The 18699-nt window shown below is 65.3% G+C and carries 16 protein-coding genes and 1 tRNA gene; 11 read left to right on the top strand and 6 right to left on the bottom strand.

Going from position 1 to position 18699, the window contains the following annotated elements:
- Positions 1-2 precede the first annotated feature (2 nt).
- Positions 3-2057: a bifunctional MFS transporter/dTMP kinase gene (locus FNH05_RS11905; protein WP_144587429.1), complete on the top strand. Its 2055-nt coding sequence runs from the start codon at positions 3-5 to the stop codon at positions 2055-2057.
- Between the two features lie 19 nt (positions 2058-2076).
- Positions 2077-3267: a DNA polymerase III subunit delta' gene (locus tag FNH05_RS11900; protein ID WP_144587428.1), complete on the top strand. Its 1191-nt coding sequence runs from the start codon at positions 2077-2079 to the stop codon at positions 3265-3267.
- Positions 3268-3351: 84 nt separating this feature from the next.
- Here FNH05_RS11900 and FNH05_RS11895 read toward each other — a convergent pair whose 3' ends face one another.
- Complete coding sequence (locus FNH05_RS11895) at positions 3352-5004, bottom strand: hypothetical protein (protein WP_186382503.1); 1653 nt, start codon at positions 5002-5004, stop codon at positions 3352-3354.
- A 117-nt stretch (positions 5005-5121) separates the two neighbouring features.
- Between FNH05_RS11895 and FNH05_RS11890 the strand changes: the two genes are divergently transcribed.
- Positions 5122-5195, top strand: a tRNA-Thr gene (locus FNH05_RS11890).
- Between the two features lie 149 nt (positions 5196-5344).
- Positions 5345-6862 (top strand): tyrosine-type recombinase/integrase, encoded by a 1518-nt coding sequence (locus tag FNH05_RS11885; RefSeq protein ID WP_246127669.1) that lies wholly within the window; start codon positions 5345-5347, stop codon positions 6860-6862.
- A gap of 80 nt (positions 6863-6942) precedes the next feature.
- On the opposite strand, the gene FNH05_RS11880 is transcribed toward FNH05_RS11885, so the two are convergent.
- On the bottom strand, positions 6943-9639 hold the full coding sequence (locus FNH05_RS11880; protein ID WP_144587426.1) for a tetratricopeptide repeat protein: 2697 nt from the start codon (positions 9637-9639) through the stop codon (positions 6943-6945).
- Positions 9640-10084: 445 nt separating this feature from the next.
- Here FNH05_RS11880 and FNH05_RS11875 point away from each other — a divergent pair, with 445 nt between their 5' ends.
- A complete protein-coding gene (locus tag FNH05_RS11875; RefSeq protein ID WP_144587425.1) occupies positions 10085-10633 on the top strand; it encodes an NUDIX domain-containing protein in 549 nt (182 codons plus the stop codon).
- Here the strand turns inward: FNH05_RS11875 and FNH05_RS11870 are convergent.
- Together FNH05_RS11870 and FNH05_RS11865 are read right to left on the bottom strand one after the other, a co-directional pair.
- Positions 10619-11749: an NsdA family TPR-like regulatory protein gene (locus FNH05_RS11870; protein ID WP_144587424.1), complete on the bottom strand. Its 1131-nt coding sequence runs from the start codon at positions 11747-11749 to the stop codon at positions 10619-10621. The genes FNH05_RS11875 and FNH05_RS11870 overlap by 15 nt on opposite strands.
- Before the next feature lie 179 nt (positions 11750-11928).
- Positions 11929-12318, bottom strand: a complete 390-nt coding sequence (locus tag FNH05_RS11865; protein WP_144587423.1) for an XRE family transcriptional regulator — start codon at positions 12316-12318, stop codon at positions 11929-11931.
- A gap of 177 nt (positions 12319-12495) precedes the next feature.
- On the opposite strand from FNH05_RS11865, the gene FNH05_RS11860 reads away from it, so the two are divergent.
- The 5 genes from FNH05_RS11860 to FNH05_RS11840 all read left to right on the top strand — a co-directional run bounded on the left by FNH05_RS11860 (position 12496) and on the right by FNH05_RS11840 (position 16388).
- On the top strand, positions 12496-12762 hold the full coding sequence (locus FNH05_RS11860; protein WP_186382502.1) for a helix-turn-helix domain-containing protein: 267 nt from the start codon (positions 12496-12498) through the stop codon (positions 12760-12762).
- On the top strand, positions 12759-13103 hold the full coding sequence (locus FNH05_RS11855) for a WhiB family transcriptional regulator (RefSeq protein ID WP_144587421.1): 345 nt from the start codon (positions 12759-12761) through the stop codon (positions 13101-13103). Before FNH05_RS11860 ends, FNH05_RS11855 begins: the two co-directional genes overlap by 4 nt.
- Positions 13100-13432 carry a hypothetical protein gene (locus tag FNH05_RS11850; RefSeq protein ID WP_144587420.1) on the top strand — a complete coding sequence of 111 codons (333 nt, stop codon included), beginning with the start codon at positions 13100-13102 and terminating at the stop codon, positions 13430-13432. The genes FNH05_RS11855 and FNH05_RS11850 overlap by 4 nt, the downstream gene beginning before the upstream one ends.
- A 71-nt stretch (positions 13433-13503) precedes the next feature.
- A complete protein-coding gene (locus FNH05_RS11845; RefSeq protein ID WP_144587430.1) occupies positions 13504-14271 on the top strand; it encodes a hypothetical protein in 768 nt (255 codons plus the stop codon).
- Positions 14271-16388, top strand: coding sequence for a cell division protein FtsK (locus FNH05_RS11840; protein ID WP_144587419.1), 2118 nt, complete (start codon positions 14271-14273; stop codon positions 16386-16388). The genes FNH05_RS11845 and FNH05_RS11840 overlap by 1 nt, the downstream gene beginning before the upstream one ends.
- A 119-nt stretch (positions 16389-16507) precedes the next feature.
- On the opposite strand, the gene FNH05_RS11835 is transcribed toward FNH05_RS11840, so the two are convergent.
- Positions 16508-16873, bottom strand: coding sequence for a DUF6907 domain-containing protein (locus FNH05_RS11835; RefSeq protein WP_144587418.1), 366 nt, complete (start codon positions 16871-16873; stop codon positions 16508-16510).
- The gene (locus FNH05_RS11830) at positions 16860-17147 is read right to left on the bottom strand and encodes a winged helix-turn-helix domain-containing protein (RefSeq protein ID WP_144587417.1); all 288 of its coding nucleotides are present in this window, start codon (positions 17145-17147) and stop codon (positions 16860-16862) included. The genes FNH05_RS11835 and FNH05_RS11830 overlap by 14 nt, the downstream gene beginning before the upstream one ends.
- Positions 17148-17546: 399 nt before the next feature.
- On the opposite strand from FNH05_RS11830, the gene FNH05_RS11825 reads away from it, so the two are divergent.
- Positions 17547-18699 (top strand): NsdA family TPR-like regulatory protein (locus tag FNH05_RS11825; protein WP_144587416.1); only part of this gene is annotated, 1153 nt, incomplete at its 3' end.

Here is an 18699-nt window from a genome sequence, read left to right as displayed (position 1 = left end):
GTGTGCAGACGGAACCCGGCGCGGGGGCGCAGGTCGGGCGGGATGGATCGACCGTCTACCGAGCACGGCGGGTGCTGGCGATCCGGCCCTTCCGCCGCCTGTGGGGCGTCACCTATTTGTGCAGTGTCGCCGACTGGCTGACCATCCTCGGCCTGACCAGCCTGGCGACCAAGCTCACCCACAACTACACGGCGCAGAACTTCGCCTTCACCGGGGTGCTGCTGTCCGCGCTGCTGCCGGGGCTGATCTTCGCCCCGCTCGGTGGACTGCTCGCCGACCGCTTCGACCGGCGCAAGGTCATGTTCGTCGCGGACCTGCTGCGCTGCGGCTTCATCATGTCGATCGCCTTCGTCGGCACCGGGTGGTGGCTGTTCGTGGCGAACTCACTGGCCAGCGCCAGCGCGATGATGTGGATCCCGTCGAAGGACGCGGCGGTCCCCAACCTGCTGCGCAGGCCGGACCAGGTCGAGACGGCCAACCAGCTCGGCATGGTGATGACCTACGGGCTGGCGGTGGTGTCGGCGGGTGCGGTGTACACGGTCGTCACCGGCATCGCGCCGACCCTGCACCTGCCCGCGAGCACCTTCGGCGACCTCGGCTTCGCCAAGATCATCGTGGTGCTGATCGGGCTGCTGTACCTGACCAGCGCGATCCTGATCATCACCAGGATCCCGGAACTGTCGCTGCGGAACGTGCACGCCGCCGCGGTGGTGAAGCCGAAGCCCAAGCCCGTCGAGGAGCAGTCCACCGGGCTGAGGGCGCTCGCACGGGACGGGGCCAGGTTCGTGCGGAGCACCCCGTTGATCCGTGGCCTGCTGATCGGCGCGGCCGGGGCGTTCGCCGCGGGCGGCGCGGTAGTCGGTTCGGCCAAGCCCTACTCGTCGAGCCTGCTGGCCGGTGACGCGGCCTGGGGTCTGCTGCTGGTCGCCGTGTTCCTCGGGCTGGCCACCGGGATGGGCGGGGCACCGAAGCTGTCGCGGCGCCTGCCGCACGCCCGGTTGTTCGGCATCTCGATCGTGGCGGCCGGGCTGGGTCTGCTGCTGGTCGCGATCTCGCCGCACCTGGCGGTGTCGCTGATCGCGGTGGCGATCGTGGGGGCGTGTGCCGGGGTGGCCTTCCTGACCGGCGTGACGATCATCGGCTCCCAGGTCGACGACGCCATCCGGGGCCGGATCAACGCGATCTACCAGTCCATGATGAAGATCATCGTGTTCGGTTCGACGGCCGTGGTCCCGCTGCTGATCGGCCTGACCAAACCCCGCACGGTCACCGTATGGGGAAACCCGATCATCATCGACGGGACCAGGCCGGTGATGCTGGGCGGCGGGATCCTCGCCGCCTTCGTCGGTGTGATCGCCTACCGCCAGATGGATTCGCGTCGCGCCGAGACGATCATGGACGATCTGCGGAACGCGATCCGGCGCCGTCCGCGCCGGGTGAACGGCCTGCTGCTGGCGCTCGAGGGCACGACGGCGGCCGACACCGCCAGCCAGGCGGCCCGCCTGGCCGACTGGCTGCGCCAAGCGGGCCCTCGTCCCGTCGTGCTCGCCGCCGACCCGGGACTCGACGACGAGCGGCTGCTGAAGCTGGTCAGCGGAGCCTCGCTGTCGGGCGCCCGCGCACAGGCGCTGGCCGCGGCGGCGGTCAGGGCCGACATCGTGGAGCGGGACGTGCAACCCGCGCTCGACGCGGGTGCGATCGTGGTGATGGAGCGGTTCGTGGACTCCCCGCTGGCGCACCTGTCCGCCGTCGCCGGTCTGGACGCGAAGGAACTGGAAGGACTGGCCGACTGGGCGACCGGCCGCCTGCGCCCGGACGTGACGGTGCTGCTCGACGCGACGCCGCAGGGCGCGCCACCCGGACCGATCTCCATCGAGGACCAGTGGCGGGTGCACACCCTGCTCACCGAAATGGCCGCCGCCGACCCGGACCACTACGTCGTGGTCGACGGCGACGGCACCGAGGACGAGGTGGCCGAGCGGGTGCGGACGGCGGTGCGGGCGGTGCTGGTGGGGCGCCGCGCCGGGCTGGCACCGGTCGAGGCGGTGAAGGCCTGATGGGTGTCGAGGAGGCCGGATGAGCTCCGTCTGGTCCCAACTGGTCGGGCAGGAGCCCGCGGTGCGGGTGCTGTCGTCGGCGGCGGAAGCGGCGGCGAAGATCGTCGCCGGTGAGCCTGCGCCGTCCGGCGCGATGACCCATGCCTGGCTGCTGACCGGCCCGCCCGGTTCCGGCCGGTCGGTCGCCGCCCGCACGTTCGCCGCGGCCCTGCAGTGCACGGCGGGCACCGGGTGCGGGGAATGCACCGGCTGCCGCACGGCATTGCACGGCACGCACGCCGACGTCCGCCTGGTCGTGCCGGAGGGGCTTTCGATTTCGGTGGCGGAGATGCGAGCCCTCGTACAGGCCGCGGCTCGCAGGCCGAGCACCGGCCACTGGCAGGTGGTGATCATCGAGGACGCCGACAGGCTCACCGAAGGCGCCTCGAACGCGCTGCTGAAGGCCGTGGAAGAACCCCCGGACCGCACCGTTTTCCTGCTCTGTGCGCCTTCCGACCATCCGGAGGACGTGTCGGTGACCATCCGCTCGCGCTGCCGTCTGGTGAACCTCCGGACGCCGCCGGCCGAAGCCATCGCCGAGGTGCTGGTCGCGCGGGACGGCGTCGAGCCCGAGTTGGCGCGCTGGGCGGCGTCGGTGTGCGGTGGGCACGTGGGCAGGGCTCGCCGTCTCGCCATGGACGAGAACTCCCGCAAGCGCCGGGAAGCGGTCCTGCGCATCCCGCTCGGGCTACGCCGTCCCGCGGACGTCTTCGTGTGTGCGGACGAGCTGATCGTGGCGGCCGAAGGGGACGCTTCGGAGGAGAGCAAGGCGCGGGACGAGGCGGAGAAGGCCGAGCTGCGTACGGCCATGGGCGGCGACGCGACCGGCAAGGGGGTCGCGTCCGCGAAGCGCGCGGCGGAAGCCGCGGTGAAGGCGTTGGAGAAACGCCAGAAGTCGAGGGCGACCCGTACCCAGCGGGACACGCTGGACCTCGCCCTGGTCGACCTCGCCGGTTTCTACCGGGATGTGCTGGTCGTCAACAGCGGGGCGAGGACGGCACTGAACCATTCCGACCACGCCGACGACATCGTCGAAGCGGCACGTTCGTGGACCCCGGAAGCCACCCTCCGCCGCCTCGAGGCGGTGCTCGCCTGCCGCGAGGCCATCCTCTGGAACGTCAAACCGCGGATCGCGGTGGAAGCGATGGTCACCGCACTCCGCCAGGGCTGACCCCGGAGAACACAGCAAGTACACAGCAAGGGATGTTTGCTACGGATCGATCCGTAGCAAACATCCCTTGCTGCTTCGGCCGGGTCAGTCCGCGCGGGGACGTGGGGAGGGCTTGACGACGGCGGGCTGCCGGCGTCGCCGGTTCGGCACCGCGGCGACCAGCACGACCCCCAGCAGCAGCATCGCCGTGCCGGACCAGAACAGCGGCACCGCCGAGTAGGCACCCGAGGTGTACGCCAGTTTCGCCGGCGCACCCGGCGCCGCGTTGCCGACCGGCGCAGTGGTGGGCGTGGTGCTGCCGCAGACGACGCCGCCGGTCGGTGTGTAGGCGCGGGCGATCTGCTCGCCCAGCGAGATCTGCGCCAGCGAGGACGGCAGCGCGTCCGCGGCGCTCTTGGGCAGGACGTTCTTCAGCGCCGTGGTCGGCAGCACCTGCAGGTCGAGCAGCCGGGCGGAGGCGCCCAGCTGGTAACCGGCGAACGGCGTGGTCAGCTGCTGGCCGTTCTGGTTCAGCTCGGCGATGCTCAGGCGCAGCACGCCGAGGTCCAGCACCAGGCCGGCGGTGTCGTTGAGTTGCTGCAAACCCTTGCCCAGCGTCGAGACCAGGCCGCCGACCACGGGCAGGCTGGACACGTCGCCGACCTTGTCGGACAGCCCCGCCAGTGGCAGGCCGATCGGGATGTCCTTGGTCGGGTGCGCCGCGTCGAGGGTGTAGAGCACCTTGCCCTGCCGCTCGATGGTGATCACGGGCGCGGTGTACTCGACCGTGGAGGTGGCCTTGTCACCGGTCGAAGTGACCTTCAGCGTGGGCTGGCTGGCCACCTTCAGGGTCAGCTCCAGCGGGGTGCCCTTCAGGAGCTGGATGTCCGCCGCCTGCAGCGTGGAGACCGACTGCACGGCCTTGTTCTTCGAGTTCGGCAGGTCCACCAGTTGCACGACGGACCGCGAGGACAGCAGGTTCGGCACGTTGAGCAGCGCTCCGGTGCCGTCCGCCGACGTCTGCCCGGTGCCGCCGAGCAGCCCGCCGAGGGCCTGCAGGCCCTGCGAGGGGTCGAAGCCCTTGGCCAGTTGCGTGCCCTGAGGCAGGTTCAGACCGGTCAGGGGCAGGTTCGGCACCGACGACAGCGCGTTGAGCAGCGAGATGCTGGCGACGGACGTGCTGGCGTCGGCCATGGGTGCGCCGACGCAGGGGCCGAGCGTGGGGCTCCAGCGTGCGTGCGCGCTGCCGTTGAGGAGACCGACGTTCAGCAGGGGGTTCTGCGGGGCGGTGAGGCCGCCGGTGACTGCCTTCTCGTTGTCGGGCAGCGCGGTCTGGACCACGCCGCCCGGGGTCTGCGGGGCGTCGCCCGCGATGGCCAGGCCCAGCGGCGACGACTGTGCGATCGAGCGCTCGTAGGCGAGAGAGGCCTCCGAGTTCGCCTGAGCGCTCGACAGGCCCATACCGGCTTCGAGCGCGGCCTGCTTCGGCAGTTGCCTGCCGTAACCCGGCATGATCGAACTGGTGGGCACCGAATTCGGCAGCAGCCGCAATACACCGAGCGAGGCCGCCGCATCGCCCACCGCGTGCCCCAGCGGCTGGGGGCCGTCGGGTGCGGACACGGGCGCCTGGCCCGGGTCGACCGGCTGCAGTGGCGGCGTGGTCGGGATGGTGGTGTCGGCCATGGCCGGCGTGGCCGAGAGTGCGAACAGCGCTGCGGTCACCGGTAGGGCCAGCGCACGCGGCAGGCGTCGACGCATCGGGGGAGTCCTCCACGAACAGGCAAGGGCCGGACCATGTGACCGGCGTCATGGACCCTAACGAGGACCGGGGTCAGGAGTGACGGAAGGCGGCTGCGCTACACTCTTCATGCGTTCGCCGCCTTAGCTCAGTCGGCCAGAGCGGCTCACTCGTAATGAGCAGGTCAGGGGTTCGATTCCCCTAGGCGGCTCCGCCGGTCAGGGACCCTCTACGGAGGGTCCCTGACTCTTTTGTGGGGCGGGATTTGGGGCGAGATCGTCGTAGTCTCGCCCCATGGGGCGTTCAGCGAGGCAGCGAGGCGAGGTCGAGACCCTCTCCAGCGGATCACTCAGGGTGCGTGTGTACGCCGGGGTGGACCCTCTGACCAAGAGGCGTCTCCGGCTGGAAGAGATCATTCCGGCTGGTCCGAAGGCATGGGAAGAAGCCGAGAAGGCGCGGACCAAGCTGCTCAACCAGGTCGATGAACGTCGGAACCCGAAGACCCGCGCCACGGTGAACCAACTCCTTGACCGGTACTTCGAGCTGCTGAAGGTCGAAGAGCGGACGTTGGAGAACTACATCTCGCTCGGCCGGAACCACATCCGGCCGTTGATCGGCGAGTTGCCGATAGGCCGCCTGGACGGCGAGATCCTCGACTCGTTCTACAAGGAGTTGCAGACGTGCCGGGCGCACTGCCGGGGCCGCAAGTACACCGAACACCGCACCAGGCGCGAGCACGAGTGTGACGACCGGTGCCGCCCGCACAAGTGCCGCCCGCTCGGGGACGGCTCGATCCGGAAGATCCACGCGGTCCTCTCAGGGGCAGGGAAGCGCGCCGTCCGGTGGAAGTGGCACGGGGTTAACCCCTTTGACCTGGCCGAACCGCTTCCTGCGGCGCGCTCGAACCCCAGGCCACCGACTTCTGAGCAGGCCGCCGTGATCGTCATGGAAGCCTGGCAGGACCTCGACTGGGGAATGTTCGTTTGGCTTGCGATGACGACCGGCGCCCGGCGAGGCGAGCTGTGCGCACTGAAGTGGGATCGGGTCGACTTCGACAAGGCTGTGTTGGAGATCCGGTCGAGCATCGCCCAGCGGGGCGGCCGGACGTGGGAGAAGGACACGAAGACCCACCAGCAGCGGCGCATCACGCTCGATGAACAGACGTTGGCTCTCCTGCGGGCCTACCGGGAGCACTGCGCGCGCCGGGCGGAGGTAAGTGAGATATCTCACGATGCGCGAATCTTCTCCCTTTCGCCCGACGGAAGCACGTGGCTCAAGCCGGACTCGGTGAGTCAGCGCTATGCCCGGATGTGTGCTCGTATCGGGTGGGACATGAACATCCATCAGCTTCGGCACTATTCGGCAACCGAACTCATCACCTCCGGCGTGGACGTGCGGACCGTCGCCGGGCGGCTTGGCCATGGCGGCGGCGGAACGACCACGCTCAAGGTCTACAGCGCGTGGGTGTCGGAGTCGGACCAACGCGCGGCCGGAACGCTGGCCGGTCGGCTGCCCGAGCTGCCGGTGACCATCGCCACAGATGGCGAGCTGACCGCGCCTGCCGTCAGCGCGGTCGACCCCGAGGACGAGAGTCCGTACAAGCGCATTGCCGCCGATCTCCGAGGCGCGATCGCCAGCGGGATAGTCCAGCCCGGTCAGCAGCTCCCTACGGTCACAGATCTCGCGGCCCGGTATGGCGTGTCGTTTGGCACCGCTCAGCGCGCCATAGCGCAACTCAGGGCCGCCGGACTGGTGACCGTAAGCCGAGGTCGCCGCGCCGTGGTGGTCGATCCGGACGCGGCTGCGGAGGCCGAACCCGGAGCGGTGGTCGACTTGGAGACTCGGCGAACGCTAGGTGGATCGGCACGGCTGGCCTAGGCGGACTGAACGGTTCACTACAACTCCTGCTCGATTTGCACGAGCAGCTATCGCCCTCCTTGTCCCAGTTGGCCTACTAATCACCATTGAACCTCAACCCATTCTGCGCGAGGCCTAGGCCCATCACTTTGTTCGACGAAGAATTTAACTACGTGATTGGCGAGGTCAACTTCAGTGCCACGTTCGCGCAAATTTCGCACGACTGAAGCTGGAAAGAATACATTATCAGGGAAGTCGTCGTGGGCAATGAAACCGTAGGTGCCCAACCATGCGCGAACAGAGCCGACCAGGAAATCTTGTCCACTCTCACTTGTCTCACTTGAGTCGCGACCTGCATTAACTCGACGTGATGGCGGGCGTAGGTTCTCAACCTCTTGAATTAAGCGAGCATGTGGCGGTAAATTGCGTTCACGGGAAAGATTTGACAGATTTCGCAGGAATGATCTGTACCCGCGACAGCCCGTGAAGACTATGCGCTTTTCGTCGACAAATTTCAGCATCTTCGCCAATTGTCTTTCAGTGTTGCTAGATGCAATGGTGTGCGGGCCGATGCATTTAAGAAACAATGATGCTGTTGAAATTACCTGATCACTCAGTCGAGCGTCATACGTGCCTGCGTTGATTTCAGAAACGCCGACGGAGAACCCGGCATACGCTTTGTCTGCCGCCTCAGCGGGGCGTCGCTGCTCGGTTAGAAGGTTATCTGCCCAGCGACACCAAGAATCGACAATTGTCGTTATGGCGATCAGTCGAGCCTTCCCGCGGGCTTCCTCTAGTGATTCTTCCAGGTAAGATTGGGCCTCTTCGAAGTTTCCTATCCACATCAAGATGCGTCCGAGCCCGAGGGCCGTTTCAGAGGACTTGAAGTACTCATGCGCAGTTTTGGCGTAGTCTAAAGCCTGCTCGGGCTCATTGGCTTGCCGGGACAGATGCCCCGAAAAGTAATAGGAAACGACGGCCATTCCTTCATTGTCACCATCGTCGCGGGCTTTTCTAAGAGCATTTCGGTAGACTGTCGTAGCTTGGTTAGTGTAACCCTCGGCAGACAAGAGGAAGGCTTCTACTCGATCAACTTCCCAGTAAGAGGGGTTGATTTGCCGAGCGCGATTAACGTATTCAATTGCCTTGTTGAATGTTTCTCGCCTGGATGCAGACAAAGCTTCACGGAGTAGATGTGCTGTCGGAATGTCGTCGTTGGTTCTGGTTCGTACAACATTTGGTGCGAGTTGTCGAGCTTTTGCGTCAGCTCGCCGACGTTCTTCAGACCGCCTGAATTGCCGCTCGCGGGCGAGCGTTTCCTCGATTAGATCGGAACGAGGAGGATTAACGGCACGCAAAAAATTTCGGGCAGATTCTGTCAAACTTACCTTTGAGGTGAGAGAATCGGCGCCGTCACTTTCCCATACCACCATTGAGCCGCTAAGCAGCTCTTGCACGGACTTTCTCAGCCTGTCAACAGAGATATCAACGAGCACGGCCAACTCGTCAAAAGACGACATCCTATCGAGCGCGAATAGCATCGCTAAGAGGTTTTGTGCATCATGCGACATTCGCTCATAGACGGACCGCACGCAGAAATCAAGAAGAGCTGACTGGTCGGTAAGCGCAAGGTTGGGTTGCGCTCCGGCTTCGACCGCCATGATATACCACCGAATAGCGAGAGGGCTGTTACGTAGTGCCTTCACCACTTCGGTGACTCTCTTGTCTGACAGAGATGCCAGTCGTGTCACGCCCCGCGCTTTCGCGAAGTTCCTGAACAGGTAATTCGCATCTTTGCCGGCGAGCGGCTTGACTACAATTCGACGTTCGAGTTGCCCAATGCCAACACGGCTTGTAAACAGATAATTTACAGAATCAGGCAAGTCGTCATACAGCGCGCTTACCTCGTCGCCTGCTACGGTCTCAAGGTTGTCGATAATCAGCAGCGTTGGTATCCCTGACAGAGCGTCTGATAGCCCAGAAACTCCGCCAGAAAAGCTGGTATCGAAGACCTGCCCCAGGCGAGTAGCTGCGCCGGTCAAATCTCGCGCAGCATCTGCAATTTCGACTACTCCAGATGCGGTAAGTCTTTCTGTTTTTAGCGACACCCACAACACGCACTCGTACGGACACTCTGGATCATCAATTAGCTTGTAAGCTACATCGAGTGCTAGTGCTGTTTTTCCAATCCCGCCTTCTCCTACCAATGTAACAATGGGTTCTCGGCGACGAAGCAAGAATCTTAAAATATTCTTAGAGTCCTCATTGCGGCCAATTAGCCCAGTTTCGTCATATTCAGGAAGGGGGAGGTTGTGAAGAACGAGATCCGAGTCAGTTCCTTGACCCTTGACAATTGGCTGCCAGGCTGCATCCGATCGGAGGTGTGTTATGACATCGGTTACAGTTTTCCAATAACGGGTGGTGAACGCTTGGCAAGCGCTGAGCGCGCGTTCGGGATCACCTGCACCAAGAGGGCGTCCGTGCATGACCCGATTGCGAATAGGAACCAAAGCGTTGACTTCAACGGTGTTATCTTTTAGTTCACGCCCAAGATCTGCCGGCAGAGATTCTCGATGGCGATTCAGGATGTCGTAACACTCTTGCAAGTCGAGATAGGCGGTAATTGAGCTTTGGTCACCCATCTGATCGCTGGCTCGTCGCTGATTGGCGCGCGGATAGCTTGCCCCTAGCGCTTCCTCTTCACTCAAGTGATCGAGGATGTAATGGTTCATTACCTGCCGCATGTCATTTTCAAACGCATCGATCAAAACATACAAGCGGGCGCGAGTCATGGCCACGTGCGAAACCATTAGCAACTTCCCATAAAAAGTTTGGTGCGACCGTCGATGCCAAATCTTGCTGCGGAAATCGGCTCTGGAGGAGCAAGTGTTGCTCTCAGCGGCCTGCTAATGGGAGACGCTCTTCGAGAACCGCGCCTTCTGCCTCGGCCTGCCGGGCTGTCGCTCCGTCGTGCAGGGCAGTTAGGTCCTGTGGTCCCGGCTGCTGTGCCTGGTCGTGAGGTGCCGACTGCTCGCGAACGCAGGCACACGTTAGCCTCCCCAGTGAATGTGGCGTACCTCTACTGTCGCCGCACGCAAGCTGTGCGTAACGAAGTACCTCACTCCTGACACCATATCGTGACAGTGGTCGGTAACACAGTGTTAAGAGTGCTACTCAAAGTTGTCACGATTGCCCACCTGGCACCGATGTGGTCGACCTTCCCAGGTCCGTAGGCTGCTGGACGTGGCTGATGAGCATGGGTCCTGGAAGACGTTCGGTGAGCGGTTGGTCTATGACAACCGGTGGGTGCAGGTCGGGCTTACCGACGTGCAGGCGCCGAACGGGGAGCGGTGGGAGTACCACGTCGTACACCTCGCTCGGATCGCCATAGCGTTGATCGTGAACGACCGGGATGAGGCGCTCATGCTGTGGCGCTACCGGTTCGCCACCGAGCAGTGGGGCTACGAGCTGCTCGGTGGCATGGTCGATGACGGTGAGGAAGCAGCGATCACAGCGGCACGCGAGGCGGCTGAGGAGAGCGGCTGGGAGCCGGTCGGGGAGCCTCAGCACCTGGTGAGCTTCGAGCCGTTGCCTGGGCAGGTGACGGCTCCCGTGGACGTGTACCTGTGGCGGGATGCGAAGCACATCGGCGAGCCGACCGACACGGAAGAAGTCGGCCGGGTCGAGTGGGTGCCGCTGTCCCGTGTGCCAGAGCTGGCACAGCGGCAGGAACTTCTAGGGGCGGGCACCCTGGTTTCCCTGCTGTATTACCTGGCGTCACGCGACGCCTGAGGCGTCGCCGGGCAGGATGAGCGTGCCGAGTCGGCGGAGCAGGCGATCGGACTTGATCTGCGAGGCGACCCGGCGGGCCCGTCGGGCGTAGTGCCGGGCCGCTTCGCGATCACCTGCGGCCGCGTGGGCGAACGCGAGGTCTACGAGTGTGCCGCCCATGGCGCGCGTGAACTCGCCCGGAACCCGCGACAACACCCCGGTGAGTTGGTCGATGGCATCGGACTCGCCGAGCTTGGCGAGCGCGTTCCCGCGCCATCGGTCCAGGTTCGAGCCGCCGAGGAAGACGAACGGTAGCGCCGGGTCCTGCGGATTCTCGGGAAGCAGGGAGTTCGCGGCATCGAACGCGCGTAGGGCGTTGTCGCGGTCGCCGACGGTGGCGAGTCCTTCGCCATGGGCAGCGGCGAGCCAGGCGCGGAGCAGCGGTGAGGCAGCGCCTTCGGCGATGGCGCGGGCGTGTGCGAGTTGCTCGACGGCCGCGCCGGTTTCGCCGATGTCGATGAGGACGAAAGCCTGCTCGGCGGTCGCGTGGGCGAGCAGGCGAGCCGAGCCGGACTCGCGCGCGGCGGCCTTGGCACGTTCGTAGTGCGCCCATGCCTGTGGGAAGGCGTTGCGGTCCAGAGCGTTCCACCCGGCAAGCGTGGAGACCTCGGTAAGCACGCCCGCGAGTGCTGCGCGGTGGCCGAGGTCGGTGCTGTACTCGAACAGGCTCTCTATCTGTTTGATGTACGTCCGGAGTTGGTCGAGCAAGGTCACCGCGCCGAACCGGCGGTCCACGTGCCGAGCGCTGTCTACCTGCCTACGGAACGCTTCCACGGTCGCGGCGTCAACGCCGCGTGCCATCGTGAGCCGCGAACGTAGCTCGGTCGCGTCGTCGGCCTCTTCGGTGGGGAAGCCGAGTTCATCGTTGGTGCGGCCGTATATGTCGCGGAACAGCCGTTGATACGGCTCCGAGACTTGCTCGTGGCCGTTCTCCCACACCGACAATTTCGTCTTCAAGCTGGTCGCTGTCATGGCTGGGATGTCGAGCGAGTGCGCGCGCTGAAGAAGCATCGCGATGACTTCGCTCGCCTTGTACCCAAGCTCCCTGCGGACGGCCTGTAGCTGTGTCGCGGCCATAGACGTAACTCCCCCGATAACCGTGCTGACCTGCGAAGTTAATTGAAGTTAATGGGGATCGGGTTAACTTGAGCCACCTGTGAAAGCGCCCTTCGATGCCGTTTCCTTGAGGCATGAACGGAAACGGGAAGGCCCTGGCGGCAAGTGTCGGGAACTGCGATCGGGTGATCACGCCGTTCCTACCGGGCGTCCCGACGGTCGGCGGCTTTGAGCAGCGCCGCGAGGTTCGCGCTCATCGTGTCGAGTCGTTCGGTGAGTTCGAACAACCGGTCTTCGATCGCACCGAGACGGGTGGCGATCGCGTCAAGGGCCTCGTCGCCCGTCTGGCCTGGTTCCAGCGGCTTACGGCCGTACAGAACGGCCTCCAGGTGGCGAGGGTGCCAGTCGAGTGCAAGGGAGAGCGCTTCGAGGGTGCGGGCGCTGCGGCGCCGTTCAACCGTGTGGTTCTGGATCTCGCGCACGATGGCTTGCGAGACGTGAGAACGCTCGACAAGTTCTCGCTGCTTCAAGCCGAGTTCGGCAAGACGCCGGTTGATGGCCTTCGAGACCGCCGACCAATTCTCGGTCACCTATTCCTCCGTGCTCCGCCCACGATGCGAGATTAACGGCTTCTCGCATTCCGCGGCGCGACTGCTTGGCAATGTCGCGACTTTTGGCCTCTTGCGCCCACCTCTGGGCTGAAATCACTTCAAATCTCCGATGAAATCATCGGATCGGCGAATGGAAATTCCTCGATGAGTACCGCTATGTCCAATGCCGGGCGACCGGCTTTCTACACGGTCAAGGAGGCCGCGCGCATTCTGCGCGTTGTTCCGGCCACCTTGTATCGAGCGATCAGGGATGACGCCTTCCCGGCGGTCCGCGTGCGGACCCGCTACGTGGTTCCGGCCGCTGCCCTCGACAAGTTGATCGTTGAGGCGGCCGAGTCCGGCGGATGCGTCGACGTCGCCCAGGTAGCGGCCGAACGGCGTGCGGCTCGGGCGATCGAGCGCACCCACGGAGGTGCGCGATGAACCTCGACGACTACGACGAGATCGCTGACCGGCTGGACCGCTACGCGGCAGTGCCCGACGAGGTGTTGACCGAGGTTGTGACCCGCGACGGCCTGTGCTTCTGGGCCTTCGAACGGGACGAGATGCCGGAGTTGTCCGGCTCGGACCTGCCGGACAGGGAATTGGCTGCGCGATTGTGCGCGGGATGTCCCGTGATCGACGAGTGCCTTGAACTCGAACTTCGAGCGGCCGGTGAGCACACGGTCGGAGTGTGGGGCGCTCTTGCTGAGACCGACCGTCGCGCCGTTCACCGCACTTGGCGGCGGCGACGTGCGAGTAACGAAGGAGGTGAGCAGCGATGAACGTGCAGGTGACGCCAACCGAGATTGTGGTTGCACTCAGCTCATTGGTTGCGCTGATGCTGATGTGGCGTTCCGGCGCCCGTCGGGCGCGCCGCGCGGCCGAGCAGGCTCGGGCGAGCGTGCGTGTCGTCTCGCTGGCGGGGCGCGTACTGCTCACAACGGCCGGAATGGTCGGGGTGCAGTGGCTCGTGTTCACCTACTCCGCAGACGTGACGTTGCGACTGGTGGCGCTCGTGCTGCCGGACCTGGTGGCCGCGTATGTGGTCACCCGCGCGTTGGCCGTGACCGAGTTGGGCACGGCTCGTCGCTATAGGGGTGACCGCCGATGAGGCGGCACGAGTGGGAAGGGGTGGCCGCCGCCGGGCGGCCACCCGCCACCCCCGCAACCGACGGCCGGCAAATGCCGATAACGCGGGTGCAACGGCTCGCACGGGAGGCCGCCGAGGCCGCTGAGTTGCGCAACTGGCAGACGCATCCGGACGTGATCGCTCTGCGAGTCGAGCGGATTCGGGGACAGGTGGACCGGCTCTGCTGGGCTGGGATCACGCTGGGCCTGGCGTTCACCATGGCCAATGTCCAGAGCTTCGCCGCTGGTAGCTCTCCGGTGTGGTCTCTGCCGTGGCTCACGGCATGGCTGCTGGATCCAACGGTGTCCCTGGTATTGCTGGCCATCCTGCGTGCGGAGCAGGTGACCGCGCGGTACCAGGTCCGCACAGGACGGTGGGTTCGCAGCGCGAAGTGGCTCACGCTTGCCGCAACCTACGTGATGAACACGTGGTCCTCTTTCGCCTCCGGGTCGGTTTCGGGAGTCGTGCTGCACTCGGTGCCGCCGCTGGTGGTGTTCGCTGCGGCCGAAGCGATTACAGAGGTGCGCGACAAGCTCACCGAGGCGGCCTCGGTGGCGTTCATGAACGCTGCCAGTGCTCAGCCTGGCAGCGTTCATGAACCAGCACAGCCGCTGCCGACTCCCCGCCAGAGGCCGAAAGGGCGGAAGTCGTTCGCTGACTACCTTGCCGAGGCGCACGCAGCCTGGACACCGGACGTGACGGTCACTCCCGCGTGGGTGCGGCAGGTGACGGGGTGCTCTCGCGGCTTGTCCTCGCGGTTGGCCGCCGCGCTGATTCCGGAACTTAACCGCCGGTCCGAGCCGGGAGAGGGGGACAACTGATGAACACCGACGTGAACGGCTCGCGGGCGGTGGAGAAGGCCGAGCCGGTGTACGACGCCGAGTTGGTGGATGACACCCTGCCTCAGCCGCGCCGCCGTACCTTCCGGCGACGGCTTGCGCGCTGGTGGCGGCTGTCCCCACGTGTGCCGAGGACACTGAAGAATCCGGCGCAAGCGCGGCAGGCCGCAAAGGATCTCGTGGTCGCGGTGTTGCGCTCACCGTGGCGATACTTTCGGGCTGTGCTGCGGGGGCTGGTCGTTGCCGTGCGGTGGTGGCGGCGGTGGGTGACCGTGCGCGACTACCGGGAGGCAGCCGAGCAGTCGGAGAAGCTCGCCGACAAGTTCGCGGAGATCCGAGAACTCACGTTGTTCCGGTGGCGAGTTACAGGGGCCGTCGTAGCCGTAGGTGTGGCGGCGGGCGGGGCTACGTCCCTGGTCTGGGGCGCTCGTCCTCTCTGGATTTCGGCCGCTGTGGCATCGCTCGCGCTGGCCATCCTGGGCCGTCGTAAGGACGGCAGTCCGGGACGGAAACCAGCGCTTGCCGGGCCGCGGACGCTGACCTGGACGATGGACCCGCAGGTGCTGGTGGATGCGTTCCGGGACGCGAAACTGATCGGCAAGGACGAAAGCCTTCGACTGGTCGAGAGGGCGACTCGCGTCGGCGACGGGTGGGCGATCACCGTGGATCTCCCGGCGACTCGTAAGGCGGCAGACGTGGTGAAGAACCGGGAGGCACTCGCCTCGGCGCTGGCGGTCGATGAGGTGCAACTGATCGTTGAGCGGGTACGCGGCAACGGCGGCCACGCGGGGCGAGTGTCGATGTGGGTTGCCGACGAGGACCCTTATGCCTCGCCACCTCTGCGCACACCGCTGCTCGGAGCGGAGCAGTGGGACGCTTGGCGGCCCGTTCCCTTCGGACGGGACGCGCGTGGTCGGCGGATCGACTTGCCGTTGGTGTGGACCTCGCTTCTGGTTGGAGCGATCCCGCGTCAGGGCAAGACGTTCGCCACGAGGCTTGCCGCCGCCGGGCTGATCCTGGACGCCTGGACGCGGTTGTACGTGGCGGACTTCAAGGCCGGGAAGGACTGGGACGCCGCCGCGCAGGTGGCGCACCGGTTCCTCTCCGGCGACGAGTCCGAACACGTGCTTCAGTTGGTCGGATGGCTGGTCGAACTGGTCACCGAGGTTCAGGGCCGTTACCGGCGGATGCGGGGACTCGATGACGAGATGTGCCCGGAATCGAAGATCGCGCCCGCCATGTCCCGTGATCCCACGCTGGACATGCCCATCACGGCGATCTTCATCGACGAGGTTCAGGTACCACTCGAAGATCGCACGCCGATCGAGGTACAGGGGAAGAAGCTCACCGCAGGTGACTACGTCGGAGAGTTGCTGACCTGGCTGGCGAAGAAGGGACCAGCGGCTGGCATTGTGCTTGTGCTGGCCACTCAGCGGCCGGACTCGAAGACGATCCCGTCCGGCCTACGAGCCGTGCTCGGGTCACGGTTCGCCCTCCGGGTGATGGACTGGCGAGACTCCAACATCGTGTTGGGAGAGCAGATGAACACGCGAGGCTACGACTCCAGCCGACTGCTGCCCTCACACAAGGGCGTGGGGATCTTGCGGCCGGACGGCGACACCCAAGCCGGGGCCGACGTGCTGGCGATGACCGTACGGACCTACTACATGCCAAACGAGGATTGGCAGACGATCTGTCGGCAAGGCCGCACGCTGCGCGAGACGGCCGGAACGCTGACCGGGCACGCGGCCGGGCGCGAGACCACGCCCTTGCTCGACAGCGCGGCAGTGGCGAAGGTGATCGGTTCCGGCGCTCAGACACGGGAACCCGAGCGGGGGCGGCCGGAGCTTCCCGAGCCGCTCGCGTCGGTGGTGGCCTACCTTGGCGACGGCATCGACGAACGCGACTTCGTACCCACTGCTGAACTCGTCGAGGCGCTCGACGTCGAGCCCACGGTGTTCGGACGGCAGATGGGCGAGTTGGGGTGCCACTCGGACCGGCGGCGGGTCCCACGCGAAGACGGCGGTACCCGGCAGATTCGCGGCTACTTCACCGCCGCTATCCGGGCCACCGCCAGCAGCTACCAGAGCGAGGAGTAGCCCCGTCACAAGCCGTCTCGGAGACCCGTCACGCTGTCTCAGTAGCGTGACGGGTCTCCGGGCACCTTGACCAGCGAAAACGCGATCGTGACGCCTGTGACGGGTTGTCTCCGGATCTGTCACAAGGTCGTTGAACGACCCAGTTTGACCGCCTCGGCGAGAGCCTGAGCGAGGCGGTCGGCTTCATCCAGGCTTAAGGCGAACAGCCCGAGTCCGTGATCTTCCTCCAGGCGAATGCGGGGTTCAATCTCGCGATAGCCCTGCTCCACCCACACCTGGACCGTGCAGGGTTCAAACTCCACCTCACTCCCAGTGGCCAGTGACGCCAGCCGGACGGGTTCCATCGTGCAGAGCACAATCCGCTGACGCCATCGGCTCACATGCCGTCTGTCGTCGACCAAGTCCTCATCGCCATGAAACTTGTCGCACCAGGTAGGACAGGTCTCCACCAGCCAGTACGGCGGCCGCTTGTCAGGCTTGCCCATCCGGCCTTCGCCATTCGGCCGGAGCAACGTACGTACCCTTGGACCGCACCGTGATGACGAGTCCGCGCTTCTGGAGCAACTTGGTCGCGTGTCGAGCGGTGCCCAACGACACCCCGAACTGAGTGGCGAGCTGCTGCTCAGCGGGCAAGGGGGCCTTCGGCCTCAACTCACCCGCACCAATCAGTTCCGCAAGGTGATCGGCCAACAGCTCGTATCGGTAGCGCAGGGGATCGGCGTCCGGATCGAACGGGGTTACCGTCCTGGGCTCAGTCATGCCAGTCCCTTCGCTTCGCACAGTGCGGTGGTTCCCTCACTCGGCTCGCCGCTGGGGTCTGAGGTGCGGGTAAGGCAGATCTCGCAGGGCATGCCGCGTACTTCGCCAAGAAATTCCACGTCTTGCCGGTGGAATCGGCAACCACACAGCGCGGTCAACGAGCCCGGTTCTCTGTCCTTCCGGATCTTGAAGAGATGGACCGAGCGGCCTCGCTCGCTGACCGTTCCTTGCCGAGGACGCCCCATCATCAACACCATGATCAAAACTCCTATTCGTGACCAGCGACAATGACTGTGTAAGACTGAAATCAGCTTCCCGTCATCGCCTTGGTGAGGGAAGGACAAACGGGGGCCGTAGTGGGGCCATATCGCGACAGGATGCGGCAAGGAGGAGTGGGGCGTGTCCCAACGGCGCAACGGTGGCCAATCGGCGCGCACCGTGCTTGAACGGAAGATCTGGGAACGGAACGAGACGCTTCTCGAATTCGTCGAGTACGGCAACCGGTTTGCCCGCGAGATCGGTGAGTCCGGCACGCTCAGTGAGCGCAACCTCAAACGTCTTGTCTCTGGCCGGAAGGCTGACGGCGAGCCGATAGGCCGTCCTCGACCCGCGACCGCGCGGCTGCTCGAACGGATCTTCGGTATCGGCATCGACGAGTTGCTCTCGCCTGTCGAACCCGCGTCCGACGACGCCGAGCAACAGCTACACCAGTTGCTTAGTGCCTCTCGGCGAGTCGACTCATCCGCTCTCGCGCTGATCCATACTCAACTCGACGCCATGCGTCAGCTCGACCGGCGGTTGGGCGCGGTTGTTGTCCACGAGGAGGTGGCTGCCAAAGCGCGACAGGTAGGCCGCCTGCTTTCGTACAGCTTGGCGCCTGGCTCGCGTCGGCAACTCGCCGCGCTGCTGTCCGAGATCGGCACGCTCGCCGGATGGCAGGCGCTTGACCTCGGCAAGGTTGCCGAGGCATGGCAGCACTACGAGCGAGCGAAGTCCGCCGCGAAAGAGTCCGGTCTGGCTGCCTTCGAGGTGCACGCGGCGGCCGAACAGGCTTTCGTCCTGCTTGACCTCGGCGAAACGGCCGCCGCCGTCGAGTTGCTCGCAGTGACCCGCAAACGCGCCGGTAACACGACGAGCTGTGTGCTTCGTGCCTGGCTCGCCGCCGCGCACGGCGAGGCGCTCGCTGCCGATCGTCAGCGGTCGGCGAGCCTGGGGGCCTTTGATGCGGCGGCGAACCTCCTGCCATCTGAGCCTTCGTCAGCCGAGTCCCCGTATGTAGTGCTGGACGCGGTGCACCTCAGCCGCTGGCGCGGCCACGCGCTGGCCAGGGTCGGTGAGCCGGAGGCCGTGGACGTACTGTCCTCGGCGCTCACGCAGCTTGACCCGACTTTCACCAGGGCCGCCGCCGCTCTGCATGTCGACCTGGCAACCGCCTGCGTTGGACTCGACGAACGGGAGGGCGCTCGGCTGCATATCGCCCAAGCCGAACGGCTCGCCGAGGGCATCGGTTCGGCTCGGCAGCGTCGGCGCATCCAGTCGTTGAGAAGCGCAC

The sequence above is a fragment of the Amycolatopsis rhizosphaerae genome (assembly GCF_007713715.1).
GTDB classification, from domain to species: Bacteria; Actinomycetota; Actinomycetes; order Mycobacteriales; family Pseudonocardiaceae; genus Amycolatopsis_E; species Amycolatopsis_E rhizosphaerae.
Note: the sequence above shows the minus strand (reverse complement) of the source record. Positions and strands in the feature narration are given on the sequence as shown.